The organism is Oligoflexus sp. (genome assembly GCF_035712445.1).
Lineage (GTDB): Bacteria > Bdellovibrionota_B > Oligoflexia > Oligoflexales > Oligoflexaceae > Oligoflexus.
The window spans coordinates 43420-63654 of sequence record NZ_DASTAT010000014.1 but is presented as its reverse complement, the minus strand read 5'-3'; the positions used below and the strand labels follow the sequence as shown (position 1 = coordinate 63654).

At 55.0% G+C, this 20235-nt stretch carries 18 protein-coding genes; 9 read left to right on the top strand and 9 right to left on the bottom strand.

What is annotated here, in order from left to right; genetic code table 11:
• Positions 1–6: 6 nt before the first annotated feature.
• Positions 7–2418 carry a heavy metal translocating P-type ATPase gene (locus VFO10_RS02355; RefSeq protein WP_325137065.1) on the bottom strand — a complete coding sequence of 804 codons (2412 nt, stop codon included), beginning with the start codon at positions 2416–2418 and terminating at the stop codon, positions 7–9.
• Here VFO10_RS02355 and VFO10_RS02350 point away from each other — a divergent pair.
• The gene (locus tag VFO10_RS02350; RefSeq protein WP_325137064.1) at positions 2395–3105 is read left to right on the top strand and encodes a sulfite exporter TauE/SafE family protein; all 711 of its coding nucleotides are present in this window, start codon (positions 2395–2397) and stop codon (positions 3103–3105) included. The genes VFO10_RS02355 and VFO10_RS02350 overlap by 24 nt on opposite strands.
• A gap of 9 nt (positions 3106–3114) precedes the next feature.
• Here VFO10_RS02350 and VFO10_RS02345 read toward each other — a convergent pair whose 3' ends face one another.
• Together VFO10_RS02345 and VFO10_RS02340 are read right to left on the bottom strand one after the other, a co-directional pair.
• Positions 3115–4584, bottom strand: coding sequence for a sigma-54 dependent transcriptional regulator (locus VFO10_RS02345; RefSeq protein ID WP_325137063.1), 1470 nt, complete (start codon positions 4582–4584; stop codon positions 3115–3117).
• A gap of 192 nt (positions 4585–4776) precedes the next feature.
• The gene (locus tag VFO10_RS02340) at positions 4777–5526 is read right to left on the bottom strand and encodes a hypothetical protein (protein ID WP_325137062.1); all 750 of its coding nucleotides are present in this window, start codon (positions 5524–5526) and stop codon (positions 4777–4779) included.
• A gap of 288 nt (positions 5527–5814) precedes the next feature.
• Here VFO10_RS02340 and trhA point away from each other — a divergent pair, with 288 nt between their 5' ends.
• Both trhA and VFO10_RS02330 read left to right on the top strand, forming a co-directional pair.
• A complete protein-coding gene (gene trhA, locus VFO10_RS02335; RefSeq protein WP_325137061.1) occupies positions 5815–6459 on the top strand; it encodes a PAQR family membrane homeostasis protein TrhA in 645 nt (214 codons plus the stop codon).
• 96 nt (positions 6460–6555) lie between these two features.
• Entirely contained in the window at positions 6556–9357 is a 2802-nt protein-coding gene (locus VFO10_RS02330) for a 7TM diverse intracellular signaling domain-containing protein (protein WP_325137060.1), read from the top strand.
• Positions 9358–9366: 9 nt separating this feature from the next.
• On the opposite strand, the gene VFO10_RS02325 is transcribed toward VFO10_RS02330, so the two are convergent.
• The gene (locus VFO10_RS02325; RefSeq protein ID WP_325137059.1) at positions 9367–9540 is read right to left on the bottom strand and encodes a hypothetical protein; all 174 of its coding nucleotides are present in this window, start codon (positions 9538–9540) and stop codon (positions 9367–9369) included.
• Positions 9541–9604: 64 nt separating this feature from the next.
• Here VFO10_RS02325 and VFO10_RS02320 point away from each other — a divergent pair, with 64 nt between their 5' ends.
• The gene (locus VFO10_RS02320; RefSeq protein ID WP_325137058.1) at positions 9605–10420 is read left to right on the top strand and encodes a crotonase/enoyl-CoA hydratase family protein; all 816 of its coding nucleotides are present in this window, start codon (positions 9605–9607) and stop codon (positions 10418–10420) included.
• Positions 10421–10481: 61 nt separating this feature from the next.
• Here the strand turns inward: VFO10_RS02320 and VFO10_RS02315 are convergent, their stop codons facing one another.
• Positions 10482–11606, bottom strand: coding sequence for a PA14 domain-containing protein (locus VFO10_RS02315; RefSeq protein WP_325137057.1), 1125 nt, complete (start codon positions 11604–11606; stop codon positions 10482–10484).
• A gap of 313 nt (positions 11607–11919) precedes the next feature.
• Here VFO10_RS02315 and VFO10_RS02310 point away from each other — a divergent pair, with 313 nt between their 5' ends.
• Positions 11920–12627, top strand: a complete 708-nt coding sequence (locus VFO10_RS02310) for an OmpA family protein (RefSeq protein ID WP_325137056.1) — start codon at positions 11920–11922, stop codon at positions 12625–12627.
• Between the two features lie 72 nt (positions 12628–12699).
• Here the strand turns inward: VFO10_RS02310 and VFO10_RS02305 are convergent, their stop codons facing one another.
• Both VFO10_RS02305 and VFO10_RS02300 read right to left on the bottom strand, forming a co-directional pair.
• Positions 12700–14076 (bottom strand): OmpA family protein, encoded by a 1377-nt coding sequence (locus VFO10_RS02305; protein WP_325137055.1) that lies wholly within the window; start codon positions 14074–14076, stop codon positions 12700–12702.
• Between the two features lie 101 nt (positions 14077–14177).
• Positions 14178–14654: a hypothetical protein gene (locus tag VFO10_RS02300; RefSeq protein ID WP_325137054.1), complete on the bottom strand. Its 477-nt coding sequence runs from the start codon at positions 14652–14654 to the stop codon at positions 14178–14180.
• Positions 14655–14838: 184 nt separating this feature from the next.
• Here VFO10_RS02300 and VFO10_RS02295 point away from each other — a divergent pair, with 184 nt between their 5' ends.
• The 3 genes from VFO10_RS02295 (at position 14839) to VFO10_RS02285 (ending at position 16753) form a co-directional block, all read left to right on the top strand.
• Complete coding sequence (locus VFO10_RS02295; protein ID WP_325137053.1) at positions 14839–15528, top strand: lysophospholipid acyltransferase family protein; 690 nt, start codon at positions 14839–14841, stop codon at positions 15526–15528.
• Positions 15529–15660: 132 nt separating this feature from the next.
• The gene (locus VFO10_RS02290) at positions 15661–15927 is read left to right on the top strand and encodes a hypothetical protein (RefSeq protein ID WP_325137051.1); all 267 of its coding nucleotides are present in this window, start codon (positions 15661–15663) and stop codon (positions 15925–15927) included.
• 94 nt (positions 15928–16021) lie between these two features.
• Positions 16022–16753, top strand: a complete 732-nt coding sequence (locus VFO10_RS02285; protein WP_325137050.1) for an SIMPL domain-containing protein — start codon at positions 16022–16024, stop codon at positions 16751–16753.
• Here VFO10_RS02285 and VFO10_RS02280 read toward each other — a convergent pair whose 3' ends face one another.
• Both VFO10_RS02280 and VFO10_RS02275 read right to left on the bottom strand, forming a co-directional pair.
• On the bottom strand, positions 16754–18490 hold the full coding sequence (locus VFO10_RS02280) for a PQQ-binding-like beta-propeller repeat protein (RefSeq protein WP_325137049.1): 1737 nt from the start codon (positions 18488–18490) through the stop codon (positions 16754–16756).
• 176 nt (positions 18491–18666) lie between these two features.
• Complete coding sequence (locus tag VFO10_RS02275; RefSeq protein ID WP_325137048.1) at positions 18667–19167, bottom strand: hypothetical protein; 501 nt, start codon at positions 19165–19167, stop codon at positions 18667–18669.
• 236 nt (positions 19168–19403) lie between these two features.
• Here VFO10_RS02275 and VFO10_RS02270 point away from each other — a divergent pair, with 236 nt between their 5' ends.
• Entirely contained in the window at positions 19404–20234 is an 831-nt protein-coding gene (locus VFO10_RS02270; protein WP_325137047.1) for a hypothetical protein, read from the top strand.
• Position 20235: the final 1 nt, after the last annotated feature.

The following is a 20235-nucleotide window of genomic DNA, read 5'->3' as shown; positions in this document are numbered from 1 at the left end:
GAACTCCTAATGCCAGCGGCGGGCGATGGCAAAGATGGAAAAGGAACTGATGGGCATCAAAATAGCGCCCAATACGGGCGTCGCCCACCCGCTTATAGCAAGGCTCATTCCTATCAGATTAAAAAACAGCGCAAATCCAAAACACCTTTGTAATGCCCGTCTTGTGGCGGATGACAATTCAATTGCGCGCATGAGAGGATCCAGTCCCGGCGCAAGCAGCGCAATATCCGCTTTTTCGCGCAGGGATTCTGTAGCATTCGCAACAGCGATCCCGATTTCGACCTGCGCCATCGCCAACGTATCGTTGATTCCATTGCCCACCATGGCGTTGCGTTTTTTGTCCGCTATTCGGCCAAGTTTCTCATTCGGGCTCAATCGCGCGACCACATGATCTTTGTCCAGACCCAGCTCATGGCCCACGGCCTGCGCCCTATCGAGCGAGTCGCCGGTGAGCATGAAAACATTCCGCTTCGACATGAGGAGGCTGTGAACGGCTGCGCGGGAATCGGGTCTCAGTTGATCCTGAAGGCGGAATCGAAGGAGACTCTTTCGATCCCTGCTTACATAGGAATATTCCAAGGCCTGTTCATCACGCGGCGGTTCCTGAAAGCAAAAGCCGTAGCGACCGATCCGAACTTCCGCGCCGCGCCAAACAAGGGAGATGCCCTGACCAAAAACCTCGCGCACGGCCTTGATGCTTTCGCGACTCGAAGGCCCTGGTCCGGCAAATGCCGCCAGCGCGGCCAAACTATGATGGGCGGAAAAGTCCGGCAGCTTTCTGAACAGCTCCAGAAGGTCCTCCTCGGGTATGGATAGAGCTTTCAGCTGTATCTCGTTCCATTGGGCTTCGCTTACTTTGCTGTCATCTTCTGTCAGGGTGCCGGTTTTATCAAAGAAAAAATTCTGGACCAGGGCCAGACGTTCCAGGGCATTCTGCGAGCGAAACAGCACCCCACGCTGCAGACCCAGGAGCAGCGCGCGCGAGAGAACCATGGGCGCGCCAAATCCAAAGATACAGGGGCAGGCGATCAGGAGCACGGTGGCAAAACGTGTGATGGCGCGCTCGCTGGACGCCTCCCAATGCCATGCGAGGGATCCAAAGGCCATGGTCAGAACAAAGATGACGAAGGCCTTCGCCATGCTTTCCGAAAGAGCAGCAAATCCCCCTTTGTGTTGATAAAGAGTCTGAGCCGCATTCTGAAGACGCAGAAGAAAGCTCTGCAGTCCTGTTTCCAGGCTGCGGATGATGATCGGCTGCCCGCCGTTCATGGAACCCGCTTCCAAAGTCTGACCCTTATGCACCGAAACCCAATCCGCTTCGCCTGTCAGAAGACTGCGATTCATTTCCGCACAGTCGCTCACGAGTTCCGCGCGCAGGGGCACGACTTCGCCGGCCAGAACTTTCAGGGTTTGACCGCTTTCCACGGACGCCAGCGGTGTTATGGCTTCATCGCCGCTGTCCTTCAGAACGCGGACAAAGCGGGCTTCGCTTGCGAAGTACTTGGATTTTTCCCGCATGATGCGGCGCAGAGCCTTGCCCTGGGCCCAGCGACCAATGAGGAGAAGGGCCACCACCGCCGCCGTTGAATCGTAATAAACATGCGGGTGCCCCTGCCAGGTGTGAACGAGGCTATAGAAAAAGCAGACTACGATCGCAAGGCCAATGGGCAGATCCAGATGCAGCTGCCCGCGGCGTAGACTCGTCAGGGCGCCGCGAATGAAAGGCCAGCCCGAATAGAAAACGCTGAGCGCGGCCAGGACCGTGGATATCCAGCGGAAAAGATCGCGGAAATGATTTTCGAGGGATTCTGCGCCCAGATATTCAGGGAACGCCAGCATCATGATGTTCATCACGCAGAAAAGCGCCACGCCGATGCGGGCGATCTCCTGCTTTTCATCCTGCTGATAATCGCTGTTGGGACTGACGGGAAAGCCCATGGTTTCAAAGCGGGACAAAAATTCCGACAAAGCCACCTTGGAAGCCTTGAAATCGAGGGTCGCCTCGCCGCTGGAAAGATTAATGGACAGGCTGGCCTCGGGGTCGATCTGTTTGGTCACCTGCTCACAGACCCACACGCAGGCATAGCAGCTCATGTTTTCCAAATAAAAGTGCGCGGTTTGCTGCCCGGCTTTGCTCTTTTCGACAAAGCCTTCCTGGAATTCCGCAGCATCGAAGAGGCGATAATCCAGCTTTTGCGGACCAGCGGGTCTGAGGGTGTCACGGTTTTCCTGTACAATTTCGTAAAAACGCTTTAACTCAAAACTTTCGATGAGTTCATAAGCAGAGCGGCAGCCGTGACAGCAGAATTCATCCGCCAGCTGTGCATCAAGTTTGCTTTGACAGTGGCGACAGGTGCGTTGCGTGGGCACCGCATCGGCCACAGGAGTAAGAGTATGGGTCTGGAACATCTGGGTCATGAACATCACCATCATATGATGAATACGTTTTCGTTATCGTCCGTGGATCCACTGCAGCTGGCGGGCTTTGCCGCGATCTTTTCCTACAGCTTCCTCGTCTCCTGGCATTGTGCCGGGATGTGTGGCCCCCTGGCTTGCTCCATCCTTGCCCGCCGTGATCGTCCTTCGTGGACGGCGAGCCTGCTCTATAACCTTGGCCGCTGCCTGTCATACGTCGGTGCTGGCCTTATCCTGGGCGCATTCTCCGCGCAGATCGCGCAAAGATCCCTGGCCTGGGGGCAGATCCTGACCCGGCTTGCTGGACTCTGGCTCATCATCTGGGCCCTCTTTCCTTTTATCCCCTGGCAACGTTTCACACCCAATCTTGCCCCACTCTGGATGCCAGGTCTGCGAAAATTTCTTCCGACGCGTTCCGCGAGTCTGCAGGCCTTCGTTTTGGGCCTCGTGACCATCTTCATGCCCTGCATGACCCTGCATCCTCTTTTGCTGGCCAGTGCTGGCACCGGGCATCCTGTGGCCGGTGGCCTGACCATGCTGGCCTTCTTTCTCGGGACTTTGCCCGTTATGCTGACAACAGCCACCATGCCAGCAGTCATGGCCAAGATCGTCCCGACCCGAGCCTTCATGCTCGCCGGTCGGGGTCTTCTGGCTCTGGCTGGTCTTGTCACCATCTGGCGAACGCTTTAAATCCGTTCGTCAGGGTTTGATGATGCCGTGCTTTTCCAAACGATAGCGGAATGTGTGTCGCGAGATGCCCAGGAGGTCAGCGGCCTTCGTTTGATTATTATGAGTCTGTTCCATGGCCTGCAGCAGCAGGTCGCGTTCCAGATCTTCCAGGTTGATGCCTTTTTCCGGCAGGATCATAGGATGCTGCGCGGAATAATTCGAACGGCCCTGGGCCCCGTTGATCGCGATCGGGGATTGCGCCTGAAGGGAAGGCGTGGGACTCGGCTCGATATAGGTATCGAGTTCAATCTGCTGTGATTCCAATTCGGGCGTGCCATAGAAAACGATGGCGCGCTCCAGCACGTTTTTCAGTTCCCGCATATTGCCGGGCCATGCATGCGAACGCAGTTTCTCCCGCGCCGCTGCGGTCAAGCGCGGAGTCTCGGCACCGAGTTCCCCGGCCACGCGCTGCACAAAGAAATCTGCGAGGGCGTCCAGATCTTCCATTCTTTCGCGAAGGGGCGGAAGGTAAACGGGCAAGGCCGACAGTCGATAGTAAAGATCGCTGCGGAAATTTTTATTTTGGATTTCTTCCAGAAGATTCCGGTTGGTGGCCGCCACGATGCGGGCCGAGAAGCTGATGTCCTTGGTTCCGCCGAGTCTTTTGAAGCGCCGATATTCCAGCGCGCGGAGAAGCTTGGTCTGCAGCTTCATCGGCATTTCACCGATTTCATCCAGGAAGATGGTTCCGTTCTGGGCCAACTCGAAGAGACCGAGCTTGCGATCGCGGGCATCGGTGAAGGCCCCTTTTTCATAACCGAAGAGTTCACTTTCCAGAAGGCTTTCCGGAATGCTCGCGCAGTTGATTTCGACAAAGGGGCTATTGGCGCGCTCGGACCATTCATGAATAGCGCGGGCTGCGAGTTCCTTGCCCGTTCCGCTCTCACCCAGGATCAGGACAGTGCTGGAGCGGGATCTGGCCACGCGTTCCAGCTGCTCCCTGATGCGTTTCATGGCCGGCGAATCCCCGATCATGCGGATCGGTTCACGGGCCACCTCATGGCCGGTCAGTTGGCTGACCTTCTGCCGCAAAGAAGAAAGTTCCGCACCGCGGTTGGCGGCGGCCACCAGCGCCTTCATATCGAAAGGTTTTTGCAGGTAATCGAAGGCTCCAAAACGCAGCGCATCGACCGCGGATTCCACCGCTCCGTGCGCGGTGATGAGAATGATGGGCATATCCGGCTTTTCAACCCGCCATTTCTTTAAGAGCTCCATGCCGCTGCCATCCGGAAGCCGCAGATCGCAGATGGCGAGATCCGGACTGAAGCCTTGAAAATTTTCCAGAGCCGTACGCAAGGAGTTGCAGGACAGAACATCAGCACCGTTGGCTTTCAATTCCGTTTCAATACTCCAGGCGAGCATTTCCTCGTCATCAATAATGAGGACGCGGGTTCCATTGAGGGCATTACGGGGCAGTTTGGCTTTGGGGTTCGTGGACATGGCGTTGTGTGCTCCTATTCACAATCTTCCCTTTAACAAGAAACATACCAGCCAATACCCATGCCTTTTTTATCTTTAATTTTAGATAGTTGGAGATGGAGATAGGTCGAGGTGCGTGATTATTTACAGCAGTTTGGGGCATTTGACGCAAGAAAGGGAGGGTCGAATGACCCTCCCTGAATGGGGGACTTATTACTGAATATTTATGTAGCGGTTGAGCGAGTTCCCATGGAGCGTGCGCACATGCAGGAGGCCTTCCCCTTTGAAAGGTTCGGCGAGTCCGCTGGTGTATTCGAAGGCACGATCTTCGGGCTGGCTGGCACATACCGCTTCATCTTCCACGATTTCGGCGATCGGTTGGACGACCAGGACATCGGTGGGGCTTTTCAGAACACGAACGTCTTTCAGCACCATGCAGCCGATGAAGAAGAAGGGGAAGTGACCCTGCATCTTGAGAGCCTGCTTGCCGCTTTCGCTATTCACGTCGATATAGGCGTTTTCCACGGTGGCATAAAGATAGTCATCCGGGGATTCCGTTTTACGGCGCGTGACCTGCAGACTGCTGCGCACCTGCTGGTCTTTCGAATAGATCACCTGATAGTCGCCTTCGGGGATAATGCCGAGTTTCACAGTCTGGATGAAGGGCGTGATACTCTGAATGCAGAAGGTGCCAGGATATTTCAAACTGGTCGCCGAGACTGTGACCGTACGGGATGCGGCATCGACTTTGGCTTCCGCATTTCCCACCTGGTAGCAGGTGTTGGGGAAGTTCCCGTGAAGGACGACCTCCACGTTATCGTTATCATCGAAGCCCTGCGGGATAAAGATTCTCTCGATCTCAGCGGGAACTTCAATGGGATTCGGAGACTGTTGATTCTGAGCAGCATGAGCCGCAGCAGCAACGTTTAAACCCAGGCCGAGCAAAAGAATGAGGTGTTTCATAATCTTCTCCAAAATGTCTTAGCAGATAATCAGCTGAACTTACTTTCCATTGAGCAAGGACCGTACCGAAATCTCAAAAGCCTCCCTGTCGCGGCTCCGTCTTCGAGGCTTTGTTTCAGGAAACCGTATTGCGGCAAAAACTGAAGCATATGCCGCAAATTTTCCAACATACCGCTTCATCCGCTCCCATCCATGACCAAACTATGACAGCAGAGAGCGAGAAGAAGGCCTACAATAACTTGGAATGCGGCATGATCCGCAAATTCAACGCATTGAGGAGTTTGCAAGGTGTCATCCCCTAAAACCACCCACTTGGTTTCGCCAGCTGAAGAAAGCTGGAATACAATCAGTCATGGGCTGGGCCTTTTGCTCAGCATCCTCGGCTTCATTCTTCTGTTCACCTGGCATCCTGAGCCCTTGACCTTGAGCAAGGCGCTGATTCTTGCGGTCTTTGGCTGCTCGTTGGTCGCTCTTTATCTGGCATCCACGCTCTATCACGCGGCGAAGTCGCCGAAACTCAAGCGCTGGCTGAAGTACTGTGACCATGCCGCCATCTTTCTTCTGATAGCCGGCACCTACACACCTTTCTGCCTGATCGGGCGTGATGGCGAAGGGCAGAGCATTGCGATCACCGTATGGATCATGGCCACCGCGGGCATCATCGCCAAGTTTTTCCTGGTGGGTCGCTTTCGCTTTGTTTCGACTCTTATGTATCTATTAATGGGCTGGCTGGTGATCTTTCATATCGACTTTCTGCGCGCACTGCCCAAAGAAGAACTGACATGGCTGGTCTCGGGCGGTATCAGCTATAGCATCGGCACCATCTTCTACCTATGGCGCAGCCTGCCTTTCAGCCATGCGATCTGGCATCTTTTCGTGCTGGGCGGCTCGGCCTGTCACTATCTGGGTGTACTCTTTTATCTGGCCGCCTAGTCGATCCATACTTTATCGAAAAGGATGGGAAAGCTCTTATTTTCATGCCGCAGCTGCCGATCCCCTTGGGGTGATATCTTTTCAAGGGGTTTGGCTTTGCGTACTATCCTGCTTTCCATCCTTATGCTTCTGTCCCTCTCGCCTGTCAGGGCCGAAGATCGAACTCCACCCTTTTTGGAATTGAGCGCCTGGGATTTAAAGCCGCGCGATCTGGAGCAGGACTTCATGGTTCTGCCAACGATCCAGGATCCCGAGGTCTTTCAAAAGGAATGGCAGACGCTGGGCTGGAGCCTCGCACCCATTCAAACGCATTTCTCGAAGCTGACAATTGGTGATCGCAGCGTCGCATCGCATGACAGCGTGGCCTTCGCCCTTCAGCTGCGCGGTATTCCCGAAGGCGACTATGGTCTGCGCCTGCGCGCGGATACTTCGGCGGAAGTTTATATTATTCCCAGCGACGGCCAGGGCAAAATTCAAAGTGTTTTGAAAGTGGGTCGAGCCGGCAAGGACGAGGCCAGCACCATTCCCGCCGTCGCCGATCCCCTGGGGCATTTCACAATTCCGGCGACGGGTGATTACTGGATCCTGGTGAATGCGGCCAACTATCACTACAAGGAAGGCATGATCTGGCGCCGGCCGATCATCGGCTCCTATGAGGTGATGCACCGCTCATGGCTGCTGGAGATCGTCCAGGAAAACTTCGCCTTTGGCATCATCACGATTCTGGCCATCTATAACCTCGCCCTCTTTTTGAATCGAACCGAGGACCCTTCCAACCTCTGGCTGGCAGGCTACTGCTTTTTCGCGCTGCTTCGCTTCTTTGCCGTCAGTGCGCTGAATCTCTCGATCATCTTCCCGGAATCGTCGGTTCTCTTGCACCGCGCCCTGCGCATCATGGAGCTGGGCTTTGTTCCCATCTCCTGCGTGTGCTTTGCGAACTTCGCCATCGCCAACTTCGGGAATCAGGAGTACTGGCGCCGGAAATCGCAGGTCTTCATGGGCGCCGCGCTGCTCTTCGCCCTGACGGCCATGGTTTTTGATACGCGCCTTCTGCCCCATCTGATCATTCCCCTGGATCTCTTCGCGCTCGTTTCAGCCGTCATCACGATGGCGCTCCTTTTCAAAGCGATACGCTTGAAGATGACAGGCGCACGCCTGATGCTCTGTGGAGCCCTGGTGTTTCTCTCCACCGTCACCTATGACATCCTCTGCGGCCTGAACATCATCGAGTCGCCTTTCTATCTCACCAACTATGGACTCTCCGCCTTCATCTTCTTTCAGGGCCAGGTGGTGGCCAAGCTTTTTGCAAGGGCCTTCCGCACCGCCCAGGTCCTTTCCGCCCATCTGGAAGAGGAGGTGGATAAGAAAACGCGCGATATCCAGGGTATGCTCGATAACATTCCGCTCGGCATCTGCTCGATCGATTCCCGAGGACGCATACTCCCGAACTATTCCGTGCAGCTTCCGTCGATCATCGGCGTGAAGGAACCCGCGGGCCAGGATTATGTCACGGCGATTTTTGGTTCCTCCAATTTGAGCGTGGACCTGAAAGACACCATGCATCAAAGTCTGCTCGCCTGCTTTGACGACGACGTCATCAGTTTTGAAAGCAACGCCGCGCATCTGCCCGAAGAGGTGGCCATTGCCTATGACGGCCAGCGGCATGATCTGCAGTGCATCTGGAGTCCGATCACCGACAAGAATAACTGCGTGGCCCGAGTCCTGCTCGTGCTGCGCGATATCACCAGCCTGAAGCAGGCCGAAGCCCAGCGGCTCGAACATCAGCGCGAGCTGGAATACATTATCGAGCTGGTCAACGTGAGTCCGGATAAATTCCAGGGCTTCGTCGTCACCTCGATGCAGTTCCTGGCCGAGAATGATCGCCTGATCCGCCAGAACACCAGGAAGGATCCAGAGATCGTCAAGATTATTTTCGTGAACATGCACACGATGAAAGGCGCGGCGCGGACGCTGGGTTTCTATAAAATGACCTCGCTCCTTCATGAAGTGGAGCAGGTGTATTCGGCCTTGCTGCGTGATCCTGAGCTGCAGTGGCATCAGCAGAACCTCCTGGAGAGCATGCTGGACGTGAAGGCCGTTTTTGACTACTATGTGAAACTGAATCATGAGAAGCTGGGCCGTACCGTCGCCAACAGCACCGAAGTCTCGATCAGCCGCGAGGCCCTGGAGCATGAGAACCGCACGCTGCGGTCCATTCAGGTCTCGCGCCTGGAACCCCATGATGCGCTGAAGCTTCGCGATACCATTCAAAGGATCGAGGACCTCTGCTTCAGCGAAGCCTCCGATGTCTTCTTGGATATTCTGAGCAGCGTTCATCGCGTCGCGCGGGATTTAGGCAAAGAGATCCCCATCATCAACGTCGAGGCCCGCGGCTTCAAACTCAAGCAAAGCGCGCATGAACTCCTGGCCAATGTCTTTGTTCACATCATCCGCAATTCCCTGGATCACGGCATCGAGACTGCCGCCGAGCGCGTGGCCGTGGGCAAGCGTCCGACCGGGCGCATTGATGTGCGCCTGCAGCAAAAGGGCGATCTTCTGTCCATCGAGTATCGCGATGATGGACGCGGCCTGAACATGAAAAAGCTGCGGGAAAAAGCCCAGCGGGATCATCTGCTGGATGCGGAGGGATTGAAATCACTGCAGAAGGTGGCGGATTTGATTTTCATCTCGGGCTTGAGCACAGCGCAGTCTTTGACGGAAGTATCCGGGCGTGGAGTCGGGATGGATGCCGTGCGCCGTTACCTGGAAAACAATGGCGGTCAGATCCAGCTTCGCGTGCATGAAGAGCTGGCAGGCTTCGCCAGCTTTTCCATCCACCTTATGCTGGCGTCCACGCACTTTATCAAGGCGCAGGAGACGCTGGGCGAGGCCAGCTAAGACAAAAATTTACGGAACCTTCAATGGCTCCGTGGCATCGGGCTGACGCTTTTTCAGCTCCTCTTCCACGCGTTTCAAATGATCCTCGGGAATACTACTGACTTCGCGTCGGGCCGCTTCGACCATGAGACGGGCATCCTCAAGATCCTTCTTTCTATTGAATTCCAGACAAATAATGCACATAAAGACTCCTGATCAAAAAACGGGAATACCCCTGGTATATCACCATGAGTTGCGAGGATTTTCCATGCCTGATTTTGAGTTCCTGAAGGTCTCCCTTGCGAACAAGGTCGCCGAAGTCAGCCTGAATCGCCCCGACAAGGCGAACGCTCTGCATGAAAAAATGTGGTACGAACTGGAGGCTGCCTTTCGCTGGGCCGATGAAACACCCGAGGTCAGAGCCGTCATCCTGCGCAGTGAAGGGCCCCGTTTCTCGAGCGGCATTGACTTTGAATTTGTGCTGAGTATAGCCCAGCGCATCGAAAGCCTTCCGGAAGGTCGCCGCCAGGAAAAACTTCGAGCGATCATTTGTTCCCTGCAGGCAAGCTTTACCCGCATCGAAAGCTGTCGCAAGCCCGTGATCGCCGCCGTACAGGGCGTTTGCTTCGGCGGTGGCATTGACCTCATCAGCGCCTGCGATATCCGTCATGCATCCGAAGATGCCAGTTTTTCCGTCAAGGAAGTGGATCTGGGCATAGTGGCTGATATCGGCACGCTTCAGCGTCTGCCGAAAATCGTCGGCGAAGGTCGAGCCCGGGAATGGGCTTTGACCGGCAAACTTTTCCATGCGGTCGAGGCCCAGCGTGCCGGTCTTATCAATGAAGTGACCTCGGATGTCCCGGCCCTCCTGGCCCTGGCGCGGGAGCAGGCGGCCTTGATCGCTGAAAAATCGCCTCTGGCCGTGCGCGGGACCAAGCAGATCCTGAATTACAGCCGAGATCATTCCGTGGCCGAGGGCCTCGATTATGTTGCGACCTGGAATGCAGGTATGCTCATGTCGCTCGATTTGAAGATGGCCGTGGAAGCGGCGATGCAGCGAAAGAAGGCCCAGTTTCCCGACTGAAGAGGAAAGGCCGGCTGCCTTCTGCAGCCGGCCCCCTAAAGGTTTTTCTTTGAAACACACTTTACTTGAATGAGGCTTTCGGTACATAGACATACGAAGACGCTCCCGGCGTCTTCCAGTAAAGCTCAAGTGCGATCTGATAACGTGGACCCTGGAAGTAATCGATGCTGAGGGCATGCTGTCCAGCTGTCAGCGTAACCGTCGCTTCCTTGGCTGTCGGTGCATGCTGACCGTCGTTATCAATAACGAGTTTGCCATCTATATAGAGTTTGGCTCCATCATCAGAATTCAATTTGAAGCTATAGGTGCCATCCATCGGCACGACGACGTTCGTGGTGGTATGAAGGGCAAACCATTCGAAGAGATTCGTTACACCCGGAAAGCCGGTGGACCAGTCGCGCGGGGCGACATTGTATTGATCCATGCAGACCTTGGTCAAACGTGTCCCAAGCGCACTGAAATCCGGTAATTTCGTGGTATTCACAGGCAGCTGATAGACATCCGCAGTGATCGGGAAGAATTCCGAACCCTGCTGACAGCCGACAAAGATCTGTTCGTTGGCAATGAGTTTGATCGTGACGCTCGCCGTGATGCTTGGATCGTCGTTCAACGCCGCGGAAATGATAATGTCATAGCCGCCGCCGTTGGCAGGCGCTGTATAGAGCCCTGTTTCACTGATGCTGCCGGCACTCGCCGTTCCACTCGATCGCACCGACCAGGTGACATTCGCAGGCGTGGTCTGTCCTGAAAGTTTAGCCGTGGCCTGCATGGGAGCACTGCCCGCACGCAGGGATGTCGAAGGCACGGTTATGACCAAGGTCAAAGGCAGAGGCGCTGCCGGCGGCGTTGTTGGTGCGGATGGAGTCGAGGCTGGCGCTCCCGTTCCAGGAGGCGTCGCCGAATCCGAAGGAACGGCAACGGTTGCATCCGTGCCTTCATAGATCACGCTGTTGTCCATCTCGATGCTGTCGGTCTCTATAATTTCGCCATCGTCTGTTTGCACAGGCATGGCAGCTGTCGCATCGTCGCTCCCGCTGTCGCGATTGCCGAAATCGCGACCCGTGGCGTCATCCGATTCAGCGGTCCCCGACACGCTCGCCGTATCACCCTGAAATCCTGCCGGCTTGCCGGAGCAGGCTTGCAGCGAAAAAACCAAAAGGCTCAAAGATATCAAAGGCTTTCTCATCGCACGGACTCCCGAGTCGAATGACCACTATGGTTGCAATCCCTTTCCAATCTTTTCGGCTGCGGTCATTTCGGATCCTGAAACTTTTTCCAGAGCTTGAATACTTTCTTATAAGTCACTGTTTTTATTAAAGCATAAAACTTAACTCAAGGTGCGCAACCCCTGGAATTATTTTTGAAATGCCATATTGACATTTACGCCTGTTTGGACTAGCTTTTGCAAACCTTACTGGCAGTGCCAACAAAGCACTCCGATCCTGAAGATCCTATTGACCTGACATATACGGCAACTGATTCGAAACAGGAGAACTTCCATGCTCATGCGCACCCGTCCCCTTGCTGCTTTGATCGTATCCGCTCTTTTCAGTCTGCAAGTCGCCTGCTCGTCTCAGGAAACAACGACCGAAGAAAGCATTCAGCCTGTGGGTGAGGAAGCCCCGGCCGACGCGCCGACCGACGCCGAAAACACCGGCTCTGTCACCGAAAATACCGAGAAAACTGAAGCCGATATCGAAAAAGAGAAAGCCATTGCCGAAGCCAGCGGTTCGGACTTCACCGACCCCAGCCAGGTTCAGCTGAATGGTGACGGAAGTCCGGCGACACCTGTCGATCCTGTCGACACAACAGGCGCTCCCGCCATGAGCGATATCCCTGCTCCTGAAGCTCCCATGGCTTCTGACATGGGCCTTGATGCCGGCCTGGGCGCTCCCGCCAGCGGCTCGGTTTACTTTGCCAAGGCCAGCGCGAAAGTGAGCCGCGAATATCGTGAGCAGCTGAAAGACATCGCTGCGAAACTGAAAGCCGATCGTTCGATGAAAGTTGTTCTGGTGGGTCACTGTGATAACCGCGGCAGCACCGCCTTCAACCGTCGCCTCGCCAACAAGCGTGCGAAGGCTGTGAAAGCCGCCCTTATGAAAATGGGTGTGAAATCCAGGCAGATGAGCATCGGCGCTCCTCAGCTGGCCCAGTCGGGTTCGACCGAAGAAGAGCACGCCCAGAACCGTCGCGTTGAAATTCAGTAAGACTCTTTAAAGATAAAAAAAGAAAAGCCTGTCGGATGACGACAGGCTTTTGTTATTTTCAGCTTGATCCGCTTATTTCTTATAGATGATGCGGAAGACCACGCGGCGGTTCAGCTGGCGACCCTGGAAGTTGCCGTTATCCGCCACCGGCCTTGTTTCCCCGTAGGATCGGGCTTCCACGCGACTCGGATCGAGTTTTTCCGAACGCACGATGTATTCACGGATGACCTTGGCCCTTTGCAGGCCGAGTTCATAGTTATACTTCTCCTGACCCACCGAATCGGTATGACCTTCGATGATGACTTTCTCGACCGCATTCTTCTTCAGATGCTGGCCCAGATTGGTCAGGATTTCCCGGGTTCCGGGCAGAACGCGACTCGCCGAATCGAAGACGAAGTTGATACCGCGCAGAACGAAGACTTCATCCCCTTCACCCGCGGGCTCGGCAGGTCCTGCATCCGGCGTCTGCACGAACTTCGGTATCATCGGCTGCGGTCCGGGCGCCTTGGGTTTCGGAGGCGCCACGATCTGCGGCTCCTTCTTATCACCCTCGCCACCGAAGACATAGTTGATCCCCGTATAAACACGCCAGTCAGCGGACGAGGTGCCGTTGCCGGCTTCCGTTCCCGCACCGGCATGGAAGGCCAAGGCATCGGTGATATCATGCTTGATGCCGAGCAGCATTTCCGCAGCCGAAGCCGAACGGGATTTGACGGTATCGGTTTTTTTGGTGGGGATGCCCGCATAGAATTCGAAGATCAGCTTGGTATCGAGCGAGGTAAAGAGGTAGCTCGTGGCCAAGGATCCGATGTACTGATCCTGAAGAGGCTCGATCGGGAAACCGTCCACCTTGTCTCCAGGGGAGCGTTTCCGATAGCCGACATTCGCGCCCACGGCGATCTTATTGAAGGTGGTGTCGAATGCGAATTCAAAGTTCATGGTCGGTCCGCTGCCCGATCCGGTATAGGGATTGTTTTCGGTCACGTTCACGTTCGTGCCCAAAATAAAGGCAATGCCCCCATCCTGATCCCCGTAAAGACGCCATTTGCTGTTGGCGCGGATCTCGGTGACCCCGTTCTTATCGAACTGGCCGCGATCCCCATCGAAGTTCACATTCTGGTAAATCACCGAGGGAATGCTGATTCCGATATCCCAGAAACTGGCGACCCCCATCCCGAAGTTGATGTCCGCGGCGATGATGGAATCGTTGACGTCGGCGTCCCGACCGCTCGCATCCTCGTAACGCGGCAGGGTATTGACCGCGTAGTTGGTGAAGAGACCCAGGTTAAAGATCCCCTTCCCGAGTGTCTCCGACGATTGAACCGTCACAAAATCAAGGCCGTTGGTGGTGGCATTGAAGTTCTGCAGGTCACTGCCTGTGATGTTGGCGAAACTCATTGACGCCGGCGCGATCAGGCAAAAACCTAAAATAAGGCGGAAAGCCTTCACCTCTCACCTCCTTGTGATTGAGGTTCGACTCTGAAAATAAACAGAGGTGGTCATGGACCACCTCTGATTATACAAAATCTTTTAGATTTGCGCGAAATCGCTTACTTTTTTCCAGACTGGCTGGGATCGTTCTGATTGGGATCGTTTTGATCCGGATAATCAGGGCACTTGCCGTCCTTGCCGCCGCTCTGGTTCGGGCACTGCGGAGGATTGTTGGGTGTTCCTGGATCCTTGCCGCCGGGATCTTTGCCGCCTGGCGTCTTGGGCTTACATTCCGTTTTGATATCGGTGACTTCCGTAGGCTGCAGGATACCATCGAGGTTCTTATCCTTGCCTTTCTCATGAATAATCACGATGCCGTCGCAGCCATAGGACTCGCTGTCCTCGGGCGGCAACTCTTTGGTATTTTCAAGCGTGGGGTAGTCCGGGTTGGCTTTCTTGCCATCATCACCCTTGGCTCCCAGATCATCACCACTGGAGAGCAAACCCTGTTTTTGGATGTCCTGGAAGGACGCGCGACAGCCTACAAATCCAAGAGCCAGACCGACACAAAGCAATGCATGAGAAGTCAGACGCATGTTCCACCTCTAAAAAGGAACAACCTAGGTTTCATAGATCGGCAGTTTGGGATAAGATCTTAAGATAAATTTTATCGGCCAGTTATTTCAAAGGGTTGAAAACGTCAAAAGCCTGCTTGCTCCCCGGACCGGGGCAGGGTAGAAAGGTCCTTTTGTCGGTTTTGATTCCCCAGGGAGATGCCCTTTGGCTTTTACACGCAAACAAAAATTCATCTGCTGGCTGGCTTATGGGCTTGTGGGCCTTTTTCAGCTCAGCTATCGCTATACCCGTTTAAATCCCGAACTTCGGGATCAGGCGAGCCAGATGAATGAGAAAAAGACCCTGGCCTATGCCTGCTGGCATCAGAACGCGCTGTCCACAGTTATGGCCCACACCTGGCGGCGTCTTGCGATTCTCGTCAGCCGGTCTTTTGATGGCGAGGTCATCGCCTTCGTCGCGAAAAAATTTGGCATCCATTCCGCGCGCGGTTCATCATCCCGCGGCGGGCTTGAGGCTTTGCGTCAGCTCATAAAATTGACCAAGGAAGGCTACGAAGTCGGCATTACGGTGGATGGTCCGCGTGGGCCGAGGCACGAGGTGAAGGGTGGCGTCATCGCACTGGCTTCCCGCACCGGCGTTCCCATTCTGCCGACCGCCAGCCGCGGCCGCCGCACCTGGACCCTGGTGAAAAGCTGGGACCACTTCCGCGTGCCCAAGCCTTTTACGGAAATCGTCGTGCTCTATGGCCAGCCCATGCTGATTCCTCACCGGGTCACGGAAGAGGACGTGCATGTTTATCAAAAAAAGCTCGCCGATGAGCTGATGGAACTTGAGGCTCGGCTCGACACCATGCTGGCCCATGGGCACAGCCGAACCACAGCGATAGAAGCCTGATTTGAAAGCTCAATCACCAGCCTTTTGACATCAGTACCGCTTCGCAAAATTTGACTTTGTGAGGAATGGAGCCGATCCCCTTATCGGCATTCATGGAGTATTTGGACTCTTTTGAGGAAACGGACGAATTGCATGAGCGTCATTCACATTGATTTTCGCGACAAGGAACACTATCGGCTGACCCGCCTCGTGGAGGAGCAGCTCGAATCCTTTGGTCTGGATCCGACGAACATGCCGATTCCGGAAGATGCCATCGCCTGTGCGCTGGATGAGGTGAAGAAATTCACCAATGCCGGCGACCGTAAGGCGGCCCTCGTCAAGCTTGAGGCTCATTTTCGCCAGCGCCGCGAAGCCGACATGCCCATACCCATTGCCGCGCTTCACAAACCGAAGCCCTGAAGGACTTTACAGGGACTTCCCAAGGGCGGACCTTGACGGGAACGCCCCGAGGCAGCAAGATGACCTGCGAACGATCCTTTGCAGGAGGTTTCTTATGCCGCTTAAGTTCCCTGTTTTTGCCCGCTGCACGGCTCTTGTGATCGGACTTCTTTCCCCTCTCTCCCTTCAAGCCAAGGATGATGACCGCACCATACTCGTGACCGGGGATGGCGAATCCACGGGAACGCCGGATCAGGTGGAATTCATTGTCGGCATTGATGTCACCGAGGCCAAGGTGGAAGCCGCCAAGGCGAAAAGTGATGAGGCCATGCGCCGCATTCTGGCAATCGCCAAAGACTTTAAAATCGAGCCGAAAGACGTTCAGTCCGACTACGTGCGCGTGCAGCCGATCCAGGAAGGCGCCTACAATCCCGGCGGGAAACCCGCACGGCCGGTGATCACCTATAACGCCCGACGTGATGTGCGCATCCTTCTGCGCGACATTAAAAAATATGAAGAGCTGATGACCGCCATTTTCAACAGTGGCGCCAATAATCTTCATAGCCTTCAATTCAAAAGTTCTGCCCAACCGAAGCTGGAAGGCGAAGCCAGGACTGCTGCTCTGAAGGATGCCAAAGCCAAAGCGGAAGCCATGGCCCGGGAGATGGGATTGAAATTGGGGCGGCCGCGGAGCATAGCGGAAGGCGTGCAGAGTCCCGGACCGCTTCCCATCATGAAGACGATGATGATGGAAAGCGCGGCCCGGAGCAGCAGCGGAGAACCCACGCTGGCTCCTGGAGAAGTGGTCGTGCGGCAGCAGGTGACCGTTCTCTTCGAAGCCGAATAATTACTTGCGCAGAGCCTTGGTGGAACCGTAATAACCCGCATTCAAAATCAGAGTGCGGCTATCCCCGCCCACGCGGTAAAGGGAGGATTCCAGCCAGGTCTTCCACTTCAGCTGACCATTTTTCATATCAAGGGCCAAAACACCCATCGGCGGATATTTGCTGCCCGTGAAACCATAGGACACATAAGCCGTGGCGTTGTCCTGCTCCAGAACCGTCATGATGTTTTCAAAGGGCTCTTCGGAATCCAGCGTATAGACCCAGCGCACGGCCCCGGTCCAGGGATCGAGGGCCTTGATGCTTTTGCCGCTGATAATCCAGGTGCCGGAAATATTATCTTCACTCACATAACTATTGGCCCCGCCTTCCTCACGCTCCCAGAGCACCTTGCCCGTCCAGCTGTTCAAGGCGATCTGCCGGCTGACACCTGCGTTGTAATCGTTCGCACGCACCAGGACGACGCCTGCCTTCAGGACCTGAGTGTAAGGGAATTGCGCCGCGAAACTGCTGTAATCATAGGTCCAGAGCACACGTCCGCTTTTTTTCCCGACGGAGCTGATGCGGGATTTTTCATGAACGAAGAGTCCATTCTGTTCAAAGGTCAACCAGATCGAATCATCCTGCCAACCGTTATAGGTCCAAAGGGCTTCGCCCGTACCAGGGGAAACAGCCGTCAGCTGGGATCCGCTCACCCAGAAGAGCGAGCCGTCATCGGTCAGAGTATGATAGCCGGTACCGGGATCAGCCTGCCAAAGTTCGACGCCGTTGATCTTATGCAGCGCCTTCAACGAGGACTTCGCATCGACATAACTGCTGACAAAGACCCGCTGGCTGTCGACGCCCATGATGCCTGCAAATGCGGGCGCCGTCCATGACCAGAGCGCCTGGCCGTTGGAACGCTTCAAGCTGACCAGCGTCGTGCGATCGGCACCGTAGCTCAGATAGATTTGATCGTGGCCGGGATAGCAGTTCAGATAACCATAGGAATCCTTCAGGGCTCCATTCAGATTGGTGCTCCAGATCTCGCGTCCGGTTTTCAAAGACAGCGCCGCCACGCGCCCGGTCAGGCTCACGAAGACGGCATCATCCGTCGAGCAGTTGCCATAAAAGGAAATGTAACTCTCGGCCGTATAGGTCCAGTCAGGCAGTCCTGTCGCTCCGTTCACGAGCGAGATCGAGTTCTGCGGATAATAATTGGAAAGAAAGAGGTGCCCCTGGGTATCAGTCAGCATGTTGCCAGGCAAAGTCCAGGCGACATCACCCGGCTGGGCCACGGCATCCTTGCGAACGGAAAAATAACCATCACGCGTGTTGAGTGTAAAACGATAGCGACCCAGCGAGGGGAAGCGCAGTCGGAAATTCAGATTCTCCTGGGGCTCGCTGGCCACGCGAATGCGGGCGCTCTCCGGCACACGCAGAAAGGACAGCTGGCCTCCATAGTATTTCTGCCAGTCTCCCCACGCATCCAGCTGAGGCGTCTCGGTGATCACGCAATCATCCCCCGATTCCGTCATCCAGGATTCTTTGACTTCGAATGTGAGTTCCCGCAGAAAATCTTTCTCGGGTGAAGGTTTCAGACGGGATACTTCATTCACATCCCAGCTCGTGCTGTTGCAGCGCAAATAGAGATGGGTGCCAGCCCCCAGTGGTCCGGGTTGGGCCGCATCCTGCGCTTGCGCGGACGGCAGGCTGAAAATCAGAGCGGCAAGCCACGAGAGGCCTTTGATTTTTTTTCGCATGACAATTCTCCTGGCGGCCGAGGCCGCGCATCATGAATGGTGAAGACGTGAAATTAAAAAGAACGGGACCTGTGAATGCAGGGATGTGCTGGTTATCGCCTTTGTTAACTGTTATTATCAAGCGAAAATCGCAGCACGCAAAGTTGGGAGGAATGATGAGAGCAAAGGCATGAACATCAATAACGGACTGGGGTCAGAGCTTCCGCTGCGAAATATCCCGATTTCTCGTCCTGAGTGGACGGACCATAAATGATCTGTTCAACATGCACGGCGGTTTCGGGAACAGGCAAGAACGTAGGGCAGTTTTCATAGTTGTAGCGCGTGTTGTCGACCAGGAGAATCCGCACGGCATGCTCACGATTCTGCTGAGCCTCATAGATCACGGCATCGCATTCATCCACCCGGGTCTTCACGCCTTCCAGAAAATACTCATAAGGTGCCGGCATCACTTCCGTGCACGACTGCCCGCTAGGACAGGGCGGCATTGGTGGCTGCAGGACGAGGTTGATCGTGCCCGTGGTCTTGTTGAGCTGCACATAGCCTTCCACAAAATTGGAGCGGCCATCGCTTTGAAAACTTGTGGCTACGACTTCATTCGTGATCGGAACAATGCTGGCAAAGGACGGGCTGGGTAAAATACTCAGGACCAGGAAGAGCGAGTTTCGTATGGCTTGCATGGAAAATTCTCCAGTGAGTCTTGTATGAATTGCGCCGGTTATAGCGCAGAATTCATCAGGACTCCAAGGCCTGGCCGTCCAGTTAAGGTCTCTGTGCTTTTTATATTTTCGAAAAGCTCGCAGAAAAACCCTGCTTAATCAATTTCACCCAGAAGGCCCCGCTCAATCCTCGGCAAATCCTGCCGAATGGGAAAGTAACGACCCGTTATACAGCTTGTTCCAGGAGGGGAGAGCTTATGCTTTCACATAAAAGTCTATCGTCTATCTCTTTGGGTTTGACCATGGCCATGAGCCTTGCATGTGGCTCCAGTCATCAGTTCCAGGAACCCAATGTCCCAGTGGAAACCGCACCGATCGCCCGCGCCGATGGCGACGACGCCGCGATTGATTCCAAACCCCCTGTCTCGGATGAGAATGGGACCGTCAGCACCATTCCTCCATCACCTGTGGTTCCAGTTGTCAAAGATCCTGAGCCCGTCGCCTGCAGTACGCTTTATGCGATACCCGGCATCGCGAACCCCTTCCTTGCGGGCATGCCCGAAGGAACGGAGATAGCTTATCCAGCGTCGGTGGATCGCGCACCTGTAAACTCGCCGATTCTTGTCACACCAACCGATCGGCAATGTTTTGAAGCTGGGCGGTACCTTTACTTCCGTGTGGAAGGAACGATCGCGCACGGAACAAACGCCGATCAGATTTCGGATGCCGATGGCATTCCCACCGCACCTGGTCAGCATACGCTCGGCACCATGCATAATATTTCCAATATCAATGCACCGATCAACAGTTTGGTTGGAATATTCCTGGATGACAGGACGCCCGCACAGCGCCCTGCAGCCCCTGGCACGCTTGATTTTGGCGAGGCACCCCTGCGCAACTTCAAAACGCTGGCGCCTCAGCTCGGCCAGATCTTTTTCATCGGCGATGGCCGGGATGGGAATGGCAAGCTGCAGGGCTTCACCGTACCCCAGGGCACAACGCGACTTTATCTTGCCATCTGGGATGCGTATGAGTGGAACAATAACCTGGGCAAAGTTTCCGGTGGGATCCTTTGGGTGAAACCCTAAG